Origin of the sequence: Thermosporothrix hazakensis (assembly GCF_003253565.1) — a bacterium.
Classification (GTDB): Bacteria; Chloroflexota; Ktedonobacteria; order Ktedonobacterales; family Ktedonobacteraceae; genus Thermosporothrix; species Thermosporothrix hazakensis.
This window is the reverse complement of record NZ_QKUF01000025.1, coordinates 55,308-76,164: the sequence shown is the minus strand read 5'-3', so window position 1 is coordinate 76,164 and position 20,857 is coordinate 55,308. Positions and strand designations below refer to the sequence as shown.

Sequence of the window (20,857 nt, the reverse complement as noted above, 5' to 3'; positions counted from 1 at the left end):
CCTTTGAAAACAGCGGAGGGATCAGCAGGCGTGCAAACGGAGCAATATGACGAGTTCTGGACGCAGGACGACTTTTCTGGCTGGTCGCTAAATGGCGTGCAGGTTGACATCTCACCCCAGGCAAGCGCACGCCTCTGCCCACAGCCCGGGATGACCTGCTCGGCGGTGGACATCGACGGCGGCGCACTGCAATATGACACAACGGCCCGCCTGTGCCAGGGACGCGATCCATACAAAGCAGGCAAGTATAACAACGAGAACTATTATAACGGCAACACCTTCTTTTTCGGGACTATGACCTCGCCAGTCATCACGCCCCAAAAGCCGATTACCAGCGTTGTCGCCTCATGGAACGCGGAGACTCGGCCCGGGACCTGGCTTCAGCTCCACATTCGCGCTCTCAAACAGGACTCCTGGACACGCTGGTACAATCTGCCGGTGTGGGCAGCGGATTTCTCAACGGTCAAGCGGCATAGCGTCGACGGGCAGGATGACGGCAACGGCAAGGTTGCGACCGACACGTTTCTGACTGGAAGCATACCAGCAAGCGCATACCAACTCAGCGTCACCCTTTTTACAACTGACCCTGCACTCAGCCCGATTATAAGAAGAATCACAGCTATCGCCTCGTTCGATGCAGAAAAGAGTCCCACTATCGAGCCAGATCGAGCAGTCTGGGGAAAAGAGCTGAACGTCCCGATGCGCTCTCAGGTTCTCCCGGAATATCGAGGACTCGGCTTCGGAGGCGGAGGCGAGGTCTGGTGTAGTCCAACTTCAACCAGCATGGTGATGGCGTACTGGGCCGACAAAACCGCTCGCCCGGAACTGGTTCAGTCGGTCCCGGAAGCGGCGAAGGGCTGCTACGATTTCACCTATGATGGAACAGGCAACTGGCCGTTCAATACCGCGTATGCCGGAGCACATGGACTGCGAGCCTTCGTCACACGGCTCTACTCGCTGAGTCAGGTCGAGCAGTGGATCAAAGCAGGCGTGCCGCTGGTTGCCAGCGTGGCCTACAAGCACGGCGAGCTTCCCGGGACGCCGATTGAGTCATCAGATGGGCATCTGCTGGTGATTCGTGGTTTCACCGAGAGTGGAGACGTAATTACAAATGATCCAGCAGGCCCGACAAATGATGCAGTCAGGATCATCTATAATCGGATCGCCTTTGAACGTGTATGGCAGAAATACTCACATGGCATTGTGTATGTCATCACGCCTGAAGGGTTCCCTCTCCCCACCGAGAAACGTCTGACAAACTGGTAAGGAAGCGACCGGAGAGCAAGCACGACACTCTCCGGTTCTTCTCATGAAGCAGGAGAGCAAGCGGAAGCTCAATTGATCTTTGCAAGAATGATCTCAACTATTTCTTCGGGCGTTCGCTCATCTGTAGGGATGTGTTCGGCAAATACTGGAGAGGCGAAGGCGGGTACACAGCGCTCGATCCGCTCGCTGATCCATCCCCGCGCCTGCTCAGTATGCTCCCGCTGGCTGAGGCGCCGATAGAGCGTCTCGCGATGCGCCGTCAGGCAGAAATGGTACAGGTGCGGATCAAGCTGACGAAATCCGTCGCGAATCTCCTCGAAATAGGGGCGATGCCACAGCGTCATAGGGACAATTAGAGTGCGCCCGTAAACCTGCTTGAGATGCCGCGCCGTCTCGATAACCAGCGGTCGCCAGGGAGTCAAATCTTGAAAGTCAGTACATTCCTCAAAAGGGCGCACGATTTCCCTGAGCAGGATACCCACCATCTCCGGATCATACAGCATACTTCGGTGCAGCCGCTCTACAAGCAGTTTCGCAACCGTTGACTTGCCAGCCGCGAACGAGCCATTAATCATAATAATCATCTCATGAGTCTCCCATTTTTCCTCAAGTATAGCATAGGCGTTCCCACAGCATGCCCATTGCACTGAAACTTGATCGGCACCCTCGGGAACAAAACTGCAAGTTGAGACGTCATAGCTATGAATACACGCACATCAATTCATCTATAGAGGTTTCCTATGGTACTATTCTTGAAAAGAATGCTCTTGGCAAGCCTGCTGTTTCTGCTGGCCGGGTGCGGACAAACCGCAGCGCCGGCGCTGCCAACAAAGGAGAAAGCGATGAAAGTGCAGATCGAAATCAATGCATCGGTACCGAACAAGCAACCAACAAAGCTTACACTGCAACGACAGGATCTCGTACACAAGCTATATACGACTATTTCTGCATTACCCGTCGTGACCGACCCGAACCGCCCCTGTACAATGGAACTGGGACCACGCTACACGCTCATCTTCACTGAAGCAGACGAAAAGACGCTGATTGAGGCTGAGGCGCAACGCTATGGCTGTCGACCCGTCATAATTCAAGGCGAAAGACAGCAGCGCGATACGAACCCCGAGTTCTGGAAACTGCTCGATCAGGTGCTGCGTGAGGCGGCTCCACCGGCCACTGTACAGAAGCTCGCCCTCCTGCACAACGGCCAGACGGCGCTGATCGACTCGGCACAACAGGCGCAGGCGCTCTATGACGCGCTCATCAAGCTACCACCCGTACCTGAAGGCGATCCCCATCAGCCAGAGAAGCAATCAGCCTACCAGATCACGTTTTTTACAGCACATGGCACGCTTTCCGGCACCATCGACAAGCAATACGCCCGCCTGGAAGGGAACGAGCAGGCACGCGGCGGCTCCTATTATGTAAATGACGCCTTCATGCAACAGGTGCAGGACATCAGTAAAAGCGCTCACTATGCCCCGGGACGTCCCGACGCCCTGACCGTCACCGTGAGCGGCCCAGAGATCTCAATGCGCTCGTTTATCGATACGCAAAGCGAGGATGCACCGATTATGCAGCAGCTCTACACAAAAATAACCAGGCTCCCCCAAAAAGCTGCTAGCTGCTCGACCGAGGAGGAGAAACGCCAGAAGAAGCTGACCACGACATCCCTCCACTTCACGCAATGGGGCTTACCACTGCTGAGCGTGGAAATCTATGAAGGGGAGCACTGTCAGCAGGTCTTACCCGGCCCGGGAAGCGAAGTGCAGCCAGATGATGAGTTCTGGAACCTGCTACATAAGCTGAACCGGTAGGTGCTTGCCAATCTGACACATTTTGTTGCACGATTGAGAGGGCAGAAATGAGAAGAACCCTCTCAATTGTTTTGCCAATCTTACAGCAGGAAGGATCAAAAAGAAGTATGTCATCATCACGTATCACAGTCGGCAAGTTGCTTGCATTCCTCATTCCCCTGAGCTGTTGTGTCAGCGCAGTTGCCTGGGCAATCGCCATCGGGCGCTTTCTGCTCGAACGCGAACGAAGCAAGGTTGAAGTGGCACGGCTCCAATCGCTCACCAGCGCACCGGCAGATGCTGAACGCCCAGAATAAAGCTGCTTGGAACGGCCTGCAATCGGGCTTCAGGTTCGATATGGAGCCCGGGCAGGCGTTGCAGGACGACCTTCCATGCCGTCGCGACCCCGATCAGCACAAGCGGTTTCCCAAGACAGTAATGCATTCCATGCCCGAAAGAAAGATGAGGGTTTGAAGCGCGGTAGATGTCGAAGCGGTGAGCGTGGGGGAAAGCAGCGGGATCAACATTTGCGGCACCCAACCAGAGGTTTACAATGTCTCCCTCGGCCAGCGCATACCCATCCAATTGCGTCTTCTGAAGCACTCTGCGCGTCACACACTTCACCGGGGAACGATAGCGTAACACCTCTTCTAACGCCCGGGGCAGAAGCGCTGTATCAGCCTGGACCGCGCTGTACGCCTCTGGTTGCTCGCTCAGACAAAGGAGCGTACTTCCGATCAGGTGCGCCAATGGCTCAAGGCTTCCCGCAAAGAGCAGCTCACAGAAGGCGACAAGCTCTCCCATAGCAAGCCGCTGGCCATCAACGACAGCCTCAGCAAGCGCACAGATCAGCCCATCGCTCGTGCTACGGCGGCAGACCTGGACCAGGCGGGAAAAATAAGCGTCCATCTGTTGCATACACTTCTGACGCTCCTCTTCATGCTCATCGAGCACAAAGAAATAAGACCAATAGCGCAGGCTTTCCTCATCTTCAAAGGGGATACCAAGTATTTCAGCTAAAACGCGAAAAGCGAAGGGGGAAGCAAAATCAGCGACGAAGTCCATCTGCCCACGCGCCTGCACCCGATCAAGCAGGCTATGCGCATGCTCGACAAGCCGTTTCTCGCCAAGCATCACCAGATCGGGGCTGAAGACCCGCGACAGCAGCGTGCGAAAATAGGAGCGTCGCGAGAGCTCGGTCTGGCTCTCTTTTCCCTCGATTCGGGAGGCAAAGGTATCAGGAGTAGAAAGCGCTTCGTAGATGTCCTTATAGCGAAAAATATGCCACATTTTCCGCTCCATATCGTAGAAAACGGGGTGTTCCTGTTGCATTTTTTGATACCACTGCACAGGATATGCTGTTATTGCCTCAGAGAAGTCGACATTCATCTTGTATCCTCCGGCAAGCTTCCTCCGATCCGATATTCTAGAATCCAATATCGACAGGCAAGCAGAAAAAAGGAGAGAGCAAACAGCCTCCTTTCACCGCTTCAACCATCTTCTGAAGCGGCGTGAGAGCTCAATTCAATCTCCTATTTGTATCGTACCGGATGCCCCTATGCGTATCAATAGCTCAATGGCTCGATGGCGATATAAGCTCGCTTCTCAGGCGGCTGTTGGAGCCAGAAGCGTCGCCCTTTCAGCAAGCGATAGAGCAAGATGCGCTTAAAGCGATATTTCAGAGTGATTGCCCGTTCTGCCTGATAGATCTCTTCGGGCGTTTCCAGTACGCGGGCGGTTGCTTCAATATAATTGCCGGTCACGCTTCCGTCGGCTCGACAGGCCGCGACAGAGACACGCGGCGTCTCGCGAACCCGCGCCAGCTTGCCTGCACGAATATCGGTGCCAACATAGAGCACGCCATCCTGTTCCGCGAAGCACACAGGTGTGGGGACGCCTTCGCCGTTGCGACGAAAGGTAATCATGCAGATATAGTTTTCTCTTTTTAGTTCAACCCAGGCGGTAAATGCTTGAAGTGCCATATGTTGCTTCTCTCTCCTCACCACAAACGCATAGAAAAAGTGTAGAGAAGGCGCAAGGAGATATATGTTTTAACACTATACCGGCTCTTGTCTCAGGCGTCAAGATGATGTTCTCCCTGATTCTACCCATTTTGGTAGCGAAAAACCGGACCATTTGGCTACCGCTCGTATGCTAGAAAAAGGGGAGAACCTTGACAAACAGGAGAGGAGCAGGCACAATGCAAAGAGAACAGACGTTGAAACAGGGGATGTGCACTCAGTTCCTCTCTACATTGGAGGTCGTAAAGCCTTGATGGAAGATCACGCCACTGAGGGAGGCAACAACCTGCCTCACAACCCTCAGGAAGAGCCGGGAGCGCTCGCACCGGATGAAGAAGTCATTTCGCAACAAACCGTTCAATTTCTGGATGATAGCTTGCTTGTTCTCCTTACTGCAAGCGATCGTCTGTACATCAGTCTGCCGAATCTCTGCGCTGCACTTACCCTTAACGCCCGTGGACAGCTTCAGCGCATCCAGCGCACGCCAGGTTTGGTAGAAGGGCTGCGCCTGCTTCCTGCGCGGACTCGTGGTGGAACACAGCGCCTGAACTGTCTCTGGCTGGAAAAGCTACCAGCCTGGCTTTCTGGCCTGCATCTTCGCGGCACCAAGCAAGCCTCACGCGCCAAAATCAAGCAATACAGAGACCAGGGCGTTACAGAGATTACGCGCCTCTTCTATGCTGCCGAGTCGCCCGCGCTGCCAATGCTTCCAATACAGGGAACGCTCCCCTTTCCCGCAACCGAAACGGTGATCGAAAGCAGCATCGAGACCATGATGACCCTCGATCCCACCCTGACAACGCTGCCCACCGTCACCCCCGATCAACAGGAGTTGCGCGCGCTCATGACGCAGCTTCCATACATCCCAACGTCTGAATCGCTGGTTACAACCAGTTACCAGGAGGATCGCGCCATTCGTGAAGCCACCCTGGCCCGCAAAGTAGAATGGGAGGAAGAACCTGAATTTCAGCGCATGCGTTATATTGCCTCAAATAAACTTCATGTCTATTTCGGAGACCCGGATCACCCATTAGAGCTCAACGAAGCCCTCGAACGAATCCGCTCCCTGGGCGAAAGCACCATCCTGACCGCCCGTATTCTGCTTGGTCTCTGGAACATTCGGCGCTGTGAACGTCAGCTCGCCAAAGACGGCAGTGCGGCCATTCGCGTCGATGAGATCCTTGAATGGCGCGGTGTGCAGAAGCATAGCCGCACCTATTCCCTCTCGGAAAAACGCTTCTCAGACGGCTTCCAGTGGAAGCACAAGCAACAGGTATTTCTCGACGTGAAGCTGCTCGAACATTGCTACCTGCGCGGACATCACACCGTGATCGTGCGAGGCCGCGCCCAGCGCTTCCGCATCAATGGGCCCTACCTGCGCGTCACCTCGGTCGAAAAAGTGAAGACAGGCGAGCAGTCAGAGATCGTAGGCTACTTCATCGCTCCCGGCGCATGGATCAACACCTACGAGGAGCACGGGAACATCTTTTTTGCCGAGATCGATCGGCGCGTCTTTCAGCTCAATCCGCAAAACGATCAACTTGCCCTGCGAATCGCGCTGTTTCTCACCGAGCACTGGCGCCAGCATGCCCGAACCGGTCAGTACGCCCACCCGATGGTCATGCGCGATCTGCTGACCGCCAGCATGATACCCATTGACACACGACACCTGACAAACCGCTTTGTCCCGCGTGTCGAGGCCGCTTTGATGAAGCTGCTCGAACAGGGCGTCGTGGGAGAGGTCAGCTTGCTGACACCGATTGACAAGCAGAAGGCGCACTGGGGGCGCGATTGGCTGGCCTCGGAGTGGCGCATCTTACCGCCATCCAGCCTGATCAGCCGCTATCTGGATTCGATTCAGAGCGAGCTGCCAGAGGGGCGCCGCCGCCGCACCAGCTACTAGAACGCATTTCCATAAAAAGAAGAACGGCGTATCCGCACTGGATAGGCCGTTCTCCATCAATATATCTTGATTATTTTTTGATACGGGCAGGATTCTTCATCATCACCGTCGTGTGCGACTCGTTCGGCGCTGGTGCAAGCTGCGGCACGTCGCCGAGCGGCTTCGCCTCGACCATCTGGAACTGGCCCTTCCCATCAACCGAGGTTCCCTGAGCAAAGCGCGAATCTGCCGGCGGAGCGACCTTCGATTGCACAAAGAATTGATAACTGAACTCCTGTTTTTCCTTCCCCTGTGGGAAGTCGCCTGGCACCGGCAACGGCTGATCTAGCTCCTCTAAAACTGCAAGCCATTGATTCTGATGCATCGTGTCTCGCGCGATCAGGAAAGCAAGCATATCTTTCATACCGGGATCATCGGTCATCTCCCAGAGCCGCGTGGCGAGCAAGCGCCCGGTACTTTCAGCCATCACATTCGCATACATATCAGCCGCGAGATTACCCGAGGCCACAACCCATGAGCCATTGAAGGGATTGCCCTGACTGTCTTCCGCGGTCGCTGCCAGGCCCGCCGAGAGGTAATGACGCGGATTCATGCCGCCGAGGACCGCTGCCACCGCAGGGCTGGCCGCCTCGGCTTCTTCCTGCATATGCGTCGGTGCGCCTTCCAGATTGAGTGCAACCGCGGTCGCGAGCATTTCTATATGCCCGATCTCTTCGGTGCCCGTGTTATAGATCATATCTCGATACTTGGCGGGCCCACGGAAACCCCAGGCCTGGAACAGATACTGTAAACAGACACGCATTTCACCTTCAATGCCGCCGATCGCCTGTTGCAGCATTTTTGCAAAGACGGGATTCGGCTTCTCGACACGTACTGGATATGCAAGATGAGGATCGCTGAAAAACATTATGGCTCCTTTTCTCTTCTCACTAGAATCAACTCCACGCAGATAGTATCTCTGCTCCATTTACAGCCGAATGTGCACGACTTTTGCTCGATTTTGTAACAAGTGTCTACAGCATGAGTTCAGCAATGGAAAGGTAACATCCTTTTTCTTTCTATCAGGGGAAACAAGGCGAGCCATATGAAGCAGCTCCAGAAGCGAGGGGAGAGAGAAAGCAAACAGTGTCTACCGGGACATAGAAGGCTGTCCGCTTTCTCACGAAATAGCCTCGCGCATCTCTGTCACAAAACGATCACGATATTGTCGCAAGATTGTCGTGATTGTGGTATCCTTTTTGAGTAGAACATTTCTTCTTGACTTTCCCCTGGAACATCTGTACAATGGGCAGCAGTAGTGTCGTTGAGGAAAGGACAAGGTGTTTCATGATTGGTTATCCCGCCATTGAGCGCCTGCGCAAGGCCGACATGCTTGACCAGATGCAGCATGAGCACGACGCACTTATTGCTTCATTCGCATCCATGACCGAAGACGAAATGCAGCGACCGGGTGTCACCGACATCTGGTCGGTCAAGGATCTGCTGGCCCATCTGACCGGGTGGGAGCAACTCTTTCTGTACTGGTATCGAGCGGGCCTGCGCGGTGCTCGCCCGGCAACACCCGCCCCTGGCTTCTCGTGGAGCTGGGAGGATCTGCACGCCCTGAATACGCGTCTCTTTGAGGCGCATCGCGATGAACCGACCTCCACCATTCTCCGCGCATTTTATCGCTCCTATGAGCAAATTTACCGCACTGTGGCGGGCATGAGCGAGGAGGAGATTCATGCGAAGGATCGCTACGCCTGGGCTGCTCCCTGGACGCTTGGCGACTATATTCGCGAAAACACCTGCGATCACTATCGTTGGGCCGCCGACTTGATCTATATCTGGCGGCAAAACACGCAATAACAACACCGAACGCGCCAGATGTTTTTGTCTGCCTCGTGCACAACATTTCCGTTGACTCCTCCGTATCTCATCAAAAGGAGGGATCACCGCGAAAGGATTGGCAACCATGCAGCAAGAACAGTCTGGCGACTACCAACCAATCGAGCCTTACGAGGGCTACAAAGGCATGTACGAAGAGCAACCACGCGTACACCCCGAACAAGCTGAGTTCCCCTATGACGACGCCTTTATCGACGCGCTTGCTCAACGGCTTGCGGTGCGTCTACACGAGGGCGCACGCGACAAGATCTATCCCGAATCGACGGGAGACCTCGAAGCCGAGCGGCCCCGCTACGTTGCCCAACGTACCGCCATCACCATTGTCACGTTGCTCACCTTCCTCCCGCTTGCCTGGCTCTGCTTCAGCATGATTGGCGGCTTCCTGGCCTTTCTCACGTTGCTGTGCGTTGGCGGGCTGATTGTCGGCGTCTACGACATCGCCATGAGCAGCTTTAAAGCCGACAGCAAAGAGAGAAAGAAGAAGAAGAAGAAAAAGGAGTAGCGTTTTTTTGATCGCGGGACGGTGGCACCGGCGCGACATGCGGCTGCTTTCCTTTCTATTTTCGCCTGAGCTGGACAAAATAGTCAAATCGGGACATACTAACAAAAGAAGCAATGGAGGTATAGTAGACAAATAGAGAGGAACGCACACATGAAGGTCGGTCTCTTTCTGCCGCAAGAATCGCATGCCCGCGAGGCGATTGAAGCCTATGAAACAATGACGCGAGTGGCTCAGGAAGCTGAAGCGCTTGGTTTCTCCTCGGTCTGGCTCTTCGACCATATGAACTCGATCTATCAGCCCGACAAGCTGCTATTCGAGTGCTGGATGAGCGTCGCGGCACTGGCACGCGATACACGGCGCGTCCGCATCGGCCAGGTCGTCACCTGCAACGGTTTCCGCAATCCTGCGCTGCTGGCGAAAATGGCAAGCACCGTCGATGTGCTGAGCCACGGGCGGCTTGAAGTGGGCATTGGAGCGGGCTGGCACGAGCAGGAATGCCACGCGTATGGCTTCCCTTTTCCCGACACGCCGACGCGCCTGCGCCAGCTACGTGAGGCCGTCACCATCCTCAAGGCGCTGTGGACGCAGGAGCATGTCCACTTTGAGGGCCGCTATTATCGCGTTCAGGGAGCAATCAACCAGCCAAAGAGAGTGCAGCATCCCCATATCCCGCTGCTGATCGGCGGCAAAGGTGAGCAGATCACACTGCGTCTGGTTGCTCGCTATGCCAACGCTTGCAACTTTACGCATCTTTCGCTTGAAGAACTACAGCACAAGTTTTCATTACTTGAACAGTATTGCGAGGAATACGGGCGCGATCCTGGCGAAATTCGGCATACAATATTTGTGAATGGCGTTCTCGCCGCAACTGATGAGCAGGCACACGCAATCGTCACAGGCGGACCGGGCAAGTTTTCGCCTGAAGAAATGCGCGTGCGTGGCCTGCTTGGTAGCCCGATGACGGTGCGGCAGCGCCTGAACAAGCTTGAGCAAGCGGGCGTCGACGAAGTCATTGTCTCGCTACATAGTGTCACCAAGCGGGAACCGCTTCGCTTGCTTGCCGAAGCGTTTGCAGCATAAATACTGGAAAGGAAACAGCATGGATCTGGGTCTTACGGGAAAAGTGGCGCTGGTCATGGCCGCCAGCAAGGGAATAGGAAAAGCGTGTGCGATGGCTCTGGCAGCCGAAGGAGCCACTATCGTTATGGGCGCACGCAACAAAGAGACGCTCCAGCAGGCCGCAGACGAGCTTCAACAGCGCTACAACGTGCCGGTACTTGCACTCCCAACCGATGTGACAAAAGCCGCAGATATTCAAGCTATAGTGGAAGCAGCCGTACAACAATTTCAGCGCCTTGACATCCTGGTAAACAATGCCGGAGGGCCGCCTTTTGGCTATTTCGAGTCCTTCGATGACGCCCAGTGGCAGGCCGCGTTCGAGCTCACCTTGCTCAGCACCGTGCGGCTGATTCGAGCAGTTCACCCCCATATGCGTAGCAGCGGTGGAGGACGCATTATCAACATCACCAGTACATCGGTCAAGCAACCAATCGACGGACTCCTGCTCTCCAACGCAATTCGACCGGGCGTTATTGGCCTCACCAAGTCCCTTTCGGTCGAGTTCGCCCCTGACAATATCACCATCAACAACGTCTGTCCGGGGCGCATCCTGACAGACCGCATTCGGAGCGGCTCAAGCGTGCTCTCGCGGACCGCTGCGGGTGCAAGCGAGGAAGAAGCGCTCCGTGATCTCGCGCAGGATATCCCGATGAAGCGGCTTGGAAAGCCCGAAGAGCTGGCCTCACTGGTTGCGTTTCTGGCATCGGAACAGGCAAGCTACATTACGGGGACCACGATTCCGGTTGATGGTGGGCTGGTGCGTTCGCTGCTCTAAACGGGCAAGCGACGAGAAGAGGTGGTCCACTCTCTGGCTCCATTGAGCGGGACCACCTCTTTACCATATCGAGAATTCAAGGGGGGATAGCTGCCCGGAACGGGCAATCCGGGCAGCGGCAGGGTACAATGAGAACACCTCCTGCTCCAGACGGAAGAGAGGCAGTCAGGGCGTGTCCTTATCTTGTCTATAACTATACAGGCCAATTGTGAGAGATCTATGATAGAAAAATCAAATAATTGTAAGCAGAATGTAAAGCCGCATAGATCCTCTCACAAAGGTCTGGTAGATTACTTTTTCTGTTGCTTCTGCACATTTTCGAGCGTTTCCGCAATCATCGCGATCGCGTTTTCACCGACAATCGTGTGAAGGCGCGAATGAAGCGTGCTCATTGCCTCCATACGTGCTGTGATAAACTGATGTCGCGAGGAACCACAGGAGATACCGGTCAACCCATTTTGCGCCGCGCAGTATTCCAGTTCGATCTGCTGGAGAAGCTTCGCTACTTCACTTTCCATAAAATGCCGCAATCCTTTCTGCACACTTTCCACAAAAACAGCATTGAAATGTTCAATTTTTCTAATGCACTCATAAGCAAGCCGCTAAGAGCATCGATAGCGCGTCTCACGCTGGCTTACCGACAAACATTCAAAGGATCCTGTACAAAAGTATCAAAAGTATTTCAAGTATAGGTGACCAGCCAGTCGAAAAGCAAGGGGTACATCGATCCCGATCACGACAAATGGCGTTTCCCGCGCTTCCCGGGCAGTCTTAACAGAAGAGACGGCCTTGTAGACCGCTTTCTCAAAAGTAGGACATATTGGCTATCGCCGGCTCTGTCTTTATTATCAATAAGAGTTGCCTGAAATGGGAAATAGCATCATATATGCAATATATCTCATGTATTCGTGGAAGCGAGGAACAGTATCTCTGTGGCCTTTGTGCATCTCTCTATTTCTGGCTGCATCCTTCATCGCGACAAAGAAAGATACCCCTTGACAACCAACCGTCCAGACGGTACAATCAAACCAATGAAAACTGACCGTCCAGACGGTTTGTACCAATGAGGTTGACGATGAGTGATACAAAAGGATCTGCCGCCACCCGTCAGGCGTTGCTGGAAGCGGCGCTACGTGTGGTGTTGCGCGATGGAGCAAACACCCTGACACTCGACGCGGTCGCTCATGAGGCAGGCTTGAGCAAGGGCGGGCTGCTCTACCACTTTCCGAGCAAGCAGGCGCTTCTCCTGGCGCTGGAACAGTCCTCTTTCGATGATTTTGACCGGCTTTTGCATCAGTATATGCAGGAAGAGCAGAAAGAGAAACCCGGCCGCTGGCTACGGGCCTATGTCAAGGCAGCCTCCGATCCTGAGCAACTCGATCTGACGTCAGCAATGATGGTCAGCCTGCTGAAGGAGCCTGACCTGTTGCAAGAGCTTCAGCAGCGCTTTGCAGCCTGGCAGGAACGGGCTGTACAGGATGGCGTTGACCCTGCACTTGCTACATTGGTGCGCCTCGCCGCTGATGGCCTCTGGTTCGCTGATCTGCTCGGGCTTGGCAAGCCAGAAGGAGAGCTACGCCAGCGCGTGCTTGCTCTCTTAGAAGAGCTGACCACAAAGGAACAATAAACAATGAAAGGAACAGCTATGAATCCGATTTCTCTTCTTTTTCTCGCAGGAGCGATTGTCTCTGAAATCATTGCAACCTCTTTTTTAAAGGCATCGGAGGGGTTCACCCGCTTGCTTCCTGGCATTATTGTTGTAATCGGATATGGAGCAGCATTCTATTTATTATCGCAGGCGCTCAAGCTACATATGCCGCTTGGCATCGCCTACGCAATCTGGTCGGGAGCAGGCACAGCGGTCATTGCGCTCATCGGGATAGTGTTCTTCCGTGAAGCGCTCAACTGGGCAACCGTTCTCGGCGTCCTGTTGATTATCGTGGGCGTTGTCGTGCTCAATGTCTTCGGAAACGTTCACTGACCCAACCCGCCTCAGGCGCGTGCGAAGGGCAAAGGAGCCAGACGTGCGCCTCCTCTCCTGTACCTCGGGCACATGATAGCCAACGCTGGCAGCTTCAGTCCAGAGCCGGGATACACAGACAAGCAGACAGATACTCATCTATCCTCAGCAACGGAGCACAGCCGCGCGCTGAGATAGCAGAAAACAAGATAACAAATACCACGCATTCCACAGTACTCTATATAAAGAATAGACCAGACAAAAATCTCCCCTGTTGACATGTCTTCCCAAAAATAACAGGTAGCCAAAATCCCCCTGGATACTTCGCCTTTTTTTGCTTGACAAGCAATCGCTGAGCATGTTAATATCCTACCTGACAACTCGGATATTAGGGTACCCTAAATAAAAAGGAAGGCTGCTTCTGACGCGCCATTGTACAGAACTTCTTAGTAGAATAGAGAGCAGAGAAGTATGGAGACACAGAATATGGCCGAACTACAACCGAACCGTATGGCCTTTCGTCATGGCGTCATTCTCAAGCGAGAGATGATCGCACAGAACATGTTGCTTCTTCGCATACGCTCGGAGGACTGTCGCGAGCAGGCCTGGCAACCCGGCTCACACATCGGCGTCTTTCCCATCGAGCACGACAAGCTCCACCGCCATTACACCTTCTGGCAGATCGATCCCGAAGCAGGCGAGTTCGATTTGCTGATCCTGCTGCATCATGGCGATGGTCCCGGTGTGGCCTGGGCGCAAGCCGCACAGGTTGGTGACGAGATTACCTATCGTGGTCCCAAAAGTACGTACACGATCGACCCTGAAGCGCCTTACTATCTTTTCGCCGCCGAAGAAACGGGAGCGGTCGCGGTGCAGGCGCAGATCGGCCTTCTCCCCTCAGAAATGCGTATATTCGGTGCTCTAGAGTCCGATTTTCCAGAAGGTGAGATCCCGACCCCGGCAGGTGTCAGACCGCTTCCCTGGGTCCATCGACGCGGCGAACCAATTTCCGAGACGGGTGCGCTGGTTCAAGCGATCCGCAAGCTGGATCTCCCCGAGGAGCCGGGCAAAGCCTACCTTGCAGGCGAAGCGGGGCAATGTCTGGCGATCCGTTCTTATTTGATCAATGAGCGTGGGTGGCCACGTGAGAACGTCCACGTCCAGCCATTCTGGATTCAAGGGAAGATGAGCAAGGCGGAGGTACGCGAGCTGCTGGAGCGATAAGCACTAGCCCAAATTGGTAGGGTGACTTGCCCGAAAGGACGGTGCACTGCGCGCTTAGCAGGAGTATACTCTAAGCCAGACAGCACAATGTCATTGTAATGAGACGCACGTCATACGGCGTGCCTATGGAGGTTTTTAAGTATGAGCTACGAACTACCACCCCTGCCTTATGCGTATGACGCTCTTGAACCATATATCGATGCACAGACCATGCAGCTCCACCATGACAAGCACCATGCAACCTACGTTACCAACCTCAACGCCGCCGTCAAGGATCTCCCCGAGCTTGCTTCCCTGCCCGTTGAGAAGCTGATTCAGCGCCTGTCCGATGTTCCCGAGAATGTGCGCACAGCCGTGCGGAACAACGGTGGTGGCCACGCGAACCACACCATGTTCTGGAACATCATGAAGCCTGGCGGCAGCAACGCACCTACCGGCGAGCTTGCCAGCGCGATCAATGAGACCTTTGGCTCGTTCGATGCGTTCAAGCAGGCATTCAACGACGCAGGTGCCAAGCGCTTCGGCTCTGGTTGGGCATGGCTGGCCCTCGACCGCAGCGGCAAACTCTCGGTCATCTCGACCCCGAATCAGGACAGCCCGCTGATGGACGGCCTTTACCCGGTCCTGGGTAACGACGTGTGGGAGCACGCATACTACCTCAAGTACCAGAATCGCCGCCCGGAGTACCTCAATGCCTGGTGGAACGTCGTCAACTGGGACGAAGTTGCCAGGCGCTACGAAGAAGGCCGCACCGGCAACTGGTAATCCAGCCGCATTTCTCCTCTTCCCGCGACCGTGCGGGGAGAGGCTTTTTTTGTGTTGTCTCCCGCTTTTACCGATCAAGCACGCGCTTCACCCGCTGATAGAGCTCCTCATAGGCGATGGCGTCAAAGCAAGTTGTATCAAGCATGATAAGCTCCCCTCCGATCTCAAGCGGCTCCATTCTCCATTGCGACGGCAATTCAGCGGTGCTCGTGGGCATCCGCGCCTGATCCATATGGCCCGGATGTCGTGCACCAGAGGCAATACGCTGCTTCATTCGCTCAAGCATCACTTCTACATCCGCATGGCAATAGATTTGCAGCGGGTAATACGGGCTTCTCTGCTGTAAACGCTGAAAGTCGGGGTGCGCGTATGCCGGGTAGAATGGGCTCTCGACAATGCAGTTCAGCCCGCTTCCGAGCAGGGTTTCCGCAAACTGATACAGCAATAGCATGCTTGCCTGCCCGAGCCGCCATGATTGCGCAACCGACGCGCATTCAAGCACGTCGCAGAGCGTTTCCTTGATGGCATCCTTCGTGACAAGTGGCAACGAGAAGCGCTCAGCGAGGCGTCGTGCCAGGGTTGTTTTTCCGGTTGCAGGTAACCCGGCGACAATGATGAGTACTGGCAGCGCGATCGCGTCCTGTTTTTCCCTGCTGGATGCCGTCAAATTGGCGTTTTCTGGCGTTTTCTGGTTCAAGGATATCCCCTTACACATTCCCGCTTCCAAATGGCTCAATTTTGGGCTTTTTGGACGGGTTCTTCATATCCGGTAACACATATGCCTGGCCGCTTGTCAGGAACCAGCAGCATGGGGAGAAGAAGGGGCTTTTCGTTCCGCTTCAAGCTCATGAACGCGCTTCTTCAGCCTCCGGAGCTCGCTTTCCTTTCGCCGAAAAGCCTGCCGATAATCGCTAGAAAAGGCGGCCAGTTGCGCCATCTCCGCCGCGAGTTCCCGCTGATGGAGCCCGATTTGCTCGGTAATCGCCTCGATCGCCAGCGCATGAATTCGCGAGACAAGCAGACCGTGCTGAATTGGATCACCTGTCCATGCGCCAAAGAAGCGGAACCAGGACGCTTCACCCGCATCAAGCGTAAAGCCAACTGTCTCAACCATCGGAAAGCCAAGCGAGCGCCCAAGTTCCATGATGTAGGGGTGATGCGGCTGCGAGGCGTACTCAAGCGCTTCCACATGCAGGGTAATGAGCCTGAGCAACTGCGCAATCGCGACCTCCGCGTGCTCGCTCCGAAGCTGATCTGCTGCTGTGGGAGCCGAGGGCGTATACGCCTGACACTGTGCGGCAAGCGAGAACTTCCAGCGAGATAAACCCAGGAACAAAGCCAGTTCAGTGGCGTATCCCCTATCGAACGTCTTCTGCACACAGCTACTTTCGAGATGTTCATTCAGCATATGCAATTTGGAACCTCCTGCAATCGTATTGCATTTTTCGCACAGTATAGCATCGACCTTCACGCCTTTTCAACAATGCAACCGACCGACCTATGCGTAGGGATCTTCGGACCGCAGCTCAAGCTCGACGAGGTATGCCATGTACTCTTCAAGCTCGCCACGCGCCCGGTTGGTCCACATCACGTTCGGGTAGCAGCGACCGCAGATGTAGACGGGACGCAGGCCCTCGGCAACATAGCCGATGGGGCAGCCACAATCGGGACAGGGCTCCTTCAGCGGGATCGCGCTATATGCTCCATTTTGCGCGAGATATCTGCTGAATTGCACCGGATTACGGAAGTGCTCTTTCGGCTCGATTCGCTGCACCCGGGGAAACTCGGGAACCACGCAGGCTGTCTCTGAAGCGTCGTAGTAGGATACTACGTCCTCTGCTTCAGCCTCGGGCTGCTCATAGAGCATGTCGATCTCACCTGAAGCAACCGCATAGGTCCACGCGTACTGCAAGCTGTTCACCGTCTCGAAGAACGGGCTAAGCAGCACAAACTCATCCGTGTCGCGCAAGCCACGAAGCGCCACCAGCGTACTTTCACGCACCGCCTCATCCTCAAACGGCTGCTCGTCAGCAGCATCCTCTGCCTGCTCGTCCGCGACATCCTCTAGCTGCTCGTCAACAACATTGTCTGCCTGCTCGTCCGCGATATCCTCTGGCTGCTCGTCAGACAACTCTTCCACGACATCCTCTGGCTGCTCGTCAACAACATCGTCTGCCTGCTCGTCAGCAGCACTCTCTGCTTGCTCATTCGCTCCCTCAGCAGGCTGCTCTTCTGTCTGCTTGCTTGGGATGTCTCCCTGCTGCTCGTTTGCTTGATCGTCAAACTCCTCGTCTGGCTGCTCTACAGCCTCAAAGGTCGATTCAACCACACGATCCTCAGGAACGGGCTCATGTAGCTCTACAGGCTCGGGCATAGGGGAATTATGTGGCTCGGCGTCCACATCCTCATGGGGCGGTAAATGACCCAGTTTCAGAGCCCGTCTGACCGAGAGCCAGATGTGATTTGCGAAGACGCGATTGAACCACGGCATGCGATGCGGCTTGCCATCTGCTTGCGCATAAATCGAGGCTCGGAGCGCCTTTTCGCGGATGTGTTGCATGGCGTCGTAGTACCACGTGTACACGGTCTCGACGTCGATTTTGAGGAAGCGAGCGCACTCCAGAACGCCACTGAGCAGGTTGCGGAAATAGCTAACAGTCGAGCGTTGCTGAGTATCGCGGAACTGGGCAGAGATGTCCTCGCCGAACCGATAAATTGCGGTTGGTAGTTTTACACTGCTCGCTTGCGCCTTTGCATTGTGCCGAATAGCGTGGTAAACTGCTTCTAGAGCTGATTTATCCAGGCTTTCAGGCTCACCGAATTTCTTATAGTCTACGGTACCTTTTTGCTTTGCTTTACTGTTACGTTTCGCTTTACCCCCGACTACTCGCTTGGTTTGCGATGGCTGAGAGGGAGTAGAGGGTGACGTTGTTTGTTGGGTTACTTCGCCCGGGTGATTGTTTGTTTGCTGGAAAGAGGGCTGCTCGGTTGCCTCCGAATTGTCTTCAAGCAAATCTTCACCCTCGACATCTACATTCGAATGTATAGTCGAACTATTAAACTCTTGATTACTATTTCGATAGGGCGCAATTATATTTAAAAAGAATTGCGTTATTGCGGGATCTTCTTTCTCCTGTGGCTCCTGGAGCTTGTTTAGCATTGTTGCGGCAATAATGTCGCGGCTATCGGTGAAAACAATGTCTGCTTCCTGATTTTCCGCTGCATCCTTCTGCTCAAGCAAAGCCTTCTTCACCGTGCGGACATTCTCTGGCAACCGTGCAACCTTTTTGCCACGCTCTTTGTTTTTCAACTCGCGATCAATCTGCTCCATCTCGCGAGCCAGTATAGTCAGGTCGTCCACCTCTTGAGGTTTGGGAGCTGGCTTTTTCAACGTGTCAGGCGGCAGGTATTGCGCGGCCTCTTCCTCGCTCTCGTAGCAGGCGCGGCAATGGGGATTTCTGCACACAATTGTGATATTTTGCGGCTCTTTCGGTTTACGCCCGGGGCGCTTTCCATTTAGAATACGCCGGTAATTCTCGAATCGCTCGACGCGTGAGCGAATATGCTCATGTCTCTTGATATAATCGACGTACTCCCACGAAGGGGGCACGTATTCCGGATCTTTTGTCCACTCAAGATATTGATAGGCCAGGGCGTAAGCTTTTTTGAAATTCTCGTGACGCACATTGACGCACTTGACGTGCTTGCCCTCCCGTTTCGTCTCGGGCCCGACATAGTAACTGAGCAGGTCGAGACGAAGCATGACCTGAAGATAGAGCTGGATGGCGCGCTGCGAAAGCCCCGTGTAGTCCGAGAGCGCCGCTGTGCCGAGGTAGGGATCCTCATCGAGTCCGCTGAACAGCACGCAGGTAAGCCAGACGCGCCACAGGGACAATGGCAGGACTTTTTGAAGCGCATTACAGGCTCTCCTAAAGCCCTGTAATCCCTGAAACACTGGTGGGAGATCCTGCGTTTTGCGCGAAATGTGAATGAAATGGGTGGAGTCGGGCGCATCTCCCCCCGTATGCTCGCTCTGCTGGCTTGTATGGTGCTCTCGGTTATAGATCATGCGGGCATATGAAAGAGCTTCCTCAAAAGAGATACGCCCATGAAAGCACTCTTCCCGAATCAGGCGACAAGAGGGGGAATTTGCGAGAAAATCGACATGCTCTTGTGAAAAGGTTAACGTCACACTAAAGACGGTAGTTTCCGAACTCACGGTTTCTATACATCCTTTCCCACATGTTCATCTAGCCCTGCGGGTGCGTATGAAGCGGATCGCCACCCGGGACAGAAAATGTTATTTTGCCCCGAACTGTCGGGAAGCTTCACCTTCACACCTACCTCCCAGTATTTTTCTAAATGAACTACCTGCCAATAGATTATTTTTTCGTTGTAAGTACTGTTTTCTATAAATTCTGTTCGAGCTAAAATTTTTGCACGTATTATAAAGCAGAGCACTCGCCGGTTCCATACCTAAATAGGCGTATCTATGTATATGCATCGCAATATAGCCCTTTTTTAGGAAATGCACCCGTGTCTGCGGCGTACTCCCTGACACTTGCCCGGTAGTAGACAACCTGTTGTCTCGTACTAAGTGCAGCAGATCGTGATGCTGTGATCAAGGTACTGCTGTTGCGGTACTCCGCCGCCCTGGAAGCGAGTTCCTGTTTTGCATTGCACCTCAGCAACTCTCTGAAAATATCTTACTCTGGAAAAATGGGCTTGCCTAGTGCTAAAAATGCAAGCCCCTGTCGTGCATTTGAGCGTAAAAATGCACCCGACTGTAGTGGGAAAATTCACCCGACCGTAGTAAAATTCACCCGACCGTAGTGGGGGGTGTGCATTTTTCTTTTCTGCTTGAAGGAGGGTGGTCGGGTGAAAAAGAGACGAGTTTTTCGTCAATTCGTGCTCAAAAATGCGCCCGACCGTAGTACGATGGGGGTCGGGGGCGTGCAAATTCGAGTGACTACCCAATAGTACCAGGGGCCGTGTGTTTGCCAAACAGCCAGGGAGTTCGATGAACCCGTCTGTGAGGTTGGGGGCGTGTATTTGCATGAAATGCCTGAAAATCGCGCCACATGTCGGGTCGGGTTCCCGGTACCATCCCCCCTGCTTGAGTCGGGTGCAAAACGTGCTGACCTCGCTTCCATTGTGCTCTTATGTGGGTCGCTCCACCTGAAGAAAATGCGCCCGACCCCGGGGAAGAGTGGGTTTTCTGCAAGAGAAAGGGGGGGAGCGTGGGACAATGCGCCCGACCGATATCGCGGGGGTGGGCATAAGAAGTATAGATGCTGCGCTGGCCTGTAGAGCTAGAGGAAGCACTAAAAAAGGGAAGAAAAAATGCACCCGACCTGTGACAGAGATAGTGCATACAAACGGTCCTACAGAAGCCCGTATGTAAGGACGCTCGTATGCCCTTTTAAACGTCTGGCCGTTATAGAAAGAGCTTGATGCAGAGCACAATGCGGCTTCTTTCCGCATGGCAGGCCCATTGAGTGGTTATTCCGCACCCTGCTGAAAATGCACCCGACCTGTTGTGGTGGTTGTAAGAGTAAATCGGGATCGCGTTGCCTCTGGAGCCGAACGAGCTATGAAAATAAGACGAAAAATGCACCCGACCGGTGAACGGGGTTGTGGCC

General features: G+C 54.3%; 20 protein-coding genes. 12 read left to right on the top strand and 8 right to left on the bottom strand.

Annotated features, from left to right (window positions below; genetic code table 11):
* Positions 1-3: 3 nt before the first annotated feature.
* Complete coding sequence (locus EI42_RS24440) at positions 4-1,266, top strand: C39 family peptidase (protein WP_246046539.1); 1,263 nt, start codon at positions 4-6, stop codon at positions 1,264-1,266.
* A gap of 68 nt (positions 1,267-1,334) precedes the next feature.
* Here EI42_RS24440 and EI42_RS24435 read toward each other — a convergent pair whose 3' ends face one another.
* A complete protein-coding gene (locus tag EI42_RS24435; protein ID WP_111325266.1) occupies positions 1,335-1,850 on the bottom strand; it encodes an AAA family ATPase in 516 nt (171 codons plus the stop codon).
* A 258-nt stretch (positions 1,851-2,108) separates the two neighbouring features.
* Here EI42_RS24435 and EI42_RS24430 point away from each other — a divergent pair, with 258 nt between their 5' ends.
* Both EI42_RS24430 and EI42_RS24425 read left to right on the top strand, forming a co-directional pair.
* Entirely contained in the window at positions 2,109-3,080 is a 972-nt protein-coding gene (locus EI42_RS24430) for a hypothetical protein (protein WP_137686403.1), read from the top strand.
* Between the two features lie 107 nt (positions 3,081-3,187).
* Positions 3,188-3,376 (top strand): hypothetical protein, encoded by a 189-nt coding sequence (locus tag EI42_RS24425; protein ID WP_111325264.1) that lies wholly within the window; start codon positions 3,188-3,190, stop codon positions 3,374-3,376.
* Here EI42_RS24425 and EI42_RS24420 read toward each other — a convergent pair.
* A complete protein-coding gene (locus tag EI42_RS24420) occupies positions 3,339-4,448 on the bottom strand; it encodes a cytochrome P450 (RefSeq protein ID WP_111325263.1) in 1,110 nt (369 codons plus the stop codon). The two genes, EI42_RS24425 and EI42_RS24420, sit on opposite strands and share 38 nt — an antisense overlap.
* Positions 4,449-4,624: 176 nt before the next feature.
* On the bottom strand, positions 4,625-5,041 hold the full coding sequence (locus EI42_RS24415; protein ID WP_111325262.1) for a PPOX class F420-dependent oxidoreductase: 417 nt from the start codon (positions 5,039-5,041) through the stop codon (positions 4,625-4,627).
* A 250-nt stretch (positions 5,042-5,291) separates the two neighbouring features.
* Between EI42_RS24415 and EI42_RS24410 the strand changes: the two genes are divergently transcribed.
* On the top strand, positions 5,292-6,983 hold the full coding sequence (locus EI42_RS24410; RefSeq protein ID WP_211326334.1) for a phage antirepressor N-terminal domain-containing protein: 1,692 nt from the start codon (positions 5,292-5,294) through the stop codon (positions 6,981-6,983).
* 70 nt (positions 6,984-7,053) lie between these two features.
* Here EI42_RS24410 and EI42_RS24405 read toward each other — a convergent pair whose 3' ends face one another.
* Positions 7,054-7,890, bottom strand: coding sequence for a manganese catalase (locus EI42_RS24405; RefSeq protein ID WP_111325260.1), 837 nt, complete (start codon positions 7,888-7,890; stop codon positions 7,054-7,056).
* Positions 7,891-8,309: 419 nt separating this feature from the next.
* On the opposite strand from EI42_RS24405, the gene EI42_RS24400 reads away from it, so the two are divergent.
* The 4 genes from EI42_RS24400 to EI42_RS24385 all read left to right on the top strand — a co-directional run bounded on the left by EI42_RS24400 (position 8,310) and on the right by EI42_RS24385 (position 11,266).
* A complete protein-coding gene (locus tag EI42_RS24400) occupies positions 8,310-8,831 on the top strand; it encodes a ClbS/DfsB family four-helix bundle protein (RefSeq protein ID WP_170142882.1) in 522 nt (173 codons plus the stop codon).
* A 106-nt stretch (positions 8,832-8,937) separates the two neighbouring features.
* Positions 8,938-9,372: a hypothetical protein gene (locus EI42_RS24395; RefSeq protein ID WP_111325258.1), complete on the top strand. Its 435-nt coding sequence runs from the start codon at positions 8,938-8,940 to the stop codon at positions 9,370-9,372.
* 150 nt (positions 9,373-9,522) lie between these two features.
* Complete coding sequence (locus tag EI42_RS24390) at positions 9,523-10,452, top strand: LLM class F420-dependent oxidoreductase (protein ID WP_111325257.1); 930 nt, start codon at positions 9,523-9,525, stop codon at positions 10,450-10,452.
* Positions 10,453-10,471: 19 nt separating this feature from the next.
* On the top strand, positions 10,472-11,266 hold the full coding sequence (locus tag EI42_RS24385; RefSeq protein WP_111325256.1) for an SDR family oxidoreductase: 795 nt from the start codon (positions 10,472-10,474) through the stop codon (positions 11,264-11,266).
* 290 nt (positions 11,267-11,556) lie between these two features.
* Here the strand turns inward: EI42_RS24385 and EI42_RS24380 are convergent, their stop codons facing one another.
* A complete protein-coding gene (locus EI42_RS24380) occupies positions 11,557-11,784 on the bottom strand; it encodes a hypothetical protein (protein WP_111325255.1) in 228 nt (75 codons plus the stop codon).
* Positions 11,785-12,341: 557 nt separating this feature from the next.
* On the opposite strand from EI42_RS24380, the gene EI42_RS24375 reads away from it, so the two are divergent.
* The 4 genes from EI42_RS24375 to EI42_RS24360 all read left to right on the top strand — a co-directional run bounded on the left by EI42_RS24375 (position 12,342) and on the right by EI42_RS24360 (position 15,215).
* Positions 12,342-12,893, top strand: a complete 552-nt coding sequence (locus EI42_RS24375) for a TetR/AcrR family transcriptional regulator (protein ID WP_111325254.1) — start codon at positions 12,342-12,344, stop codon at positions 12,891-12,893.
* 18 nt (positions 12,894-12,911) lie between these two features.
* Positions 12,912-13,247: a DMT family transporter gene (locus tag EI42_RS24370; protein ID WP_137686405.1), complete on the top strand. Its 336-nt coding sequence runs from the start codon at positions 12,912-12,914 to the stop codon at positions 13,245-13,247.
* Between the two features lie 450 nt (positions 13,248-13,697).
* Positions 13,698-14,450 carry a siderophore-interacting protein gene (locus EI42_RS24365; protein ID WP_111325253.1) on the top strand — a complete coding sequence of 251 codons (753 nt, stop codon included), beginning with the start codon at positions 13,698-13,700 and terminating at the stop codon, positions 14,448-14,450.
* A gap of 141 nt (positions 14,451-14,591) precedes the next feature.
* Positions 14,592-15,215 carry a superoxide dismutase gene (locus EI42_RS24360; protein ID WP_111325252.1) on the top strand — a complete coding sequence of 208 codons (624 nt, stop codon included), beginning with the start codon at positions 14,592-14,594 and terminating at the stop codon, positions 15,213-15,215.
* Positions 15,216-15,282: 67 nt separating this feature from the next.
* Here EI42_RS24360 and EI42_RS24355 read toward each other — a convergent pair whose 3' ends face one another.
* From EI42_RS24355 to EI42_RS24345, 3 genes are all read right to left on the bottom strand, one after another.
* The gene (locus EI42_RS24355; RefSeq protein ID WP_170142881.1) at positions 15,283-15,912 is read right to left on the bottom strand and encodes a P-loop nucleotide/nucleoside kinase family protein; all 630 of its coding nucleotides are present in this window, start codon (positions 15,910-15,912) and stop codon (positions 15,283-15,285) included.
* A 96-nt stretch (positions 15,913-16,008) separates the two neighbouring features.
* The gene (locus EI42_RS24350) at positions 16,009-16,623 is read right to left on the bottom strand and encodes a hypothetical protein (protein ID WP_111325250.1); all 615 of its coding nucleotides are present in this window, start codon (positions 16,621-16,623) and stop codon (positions 16,009-16,011) included.
* A 90-nt stretch (positions 16,624-16,713) separates the two neighbouring features.
* Complete coding sequence (locus EI42_RS24345; RefSeq protein ID WP_111325249.1) at positions 16,714-19,434, bottom strand: hypothetical protein; 2,721 nt, start codon at positions 19,432-19,434, stop codon at positions 16,714-16,716.
* Between the last annotated feature and the right edge of the window lie 1,423 nt (positions 19,435-20,857).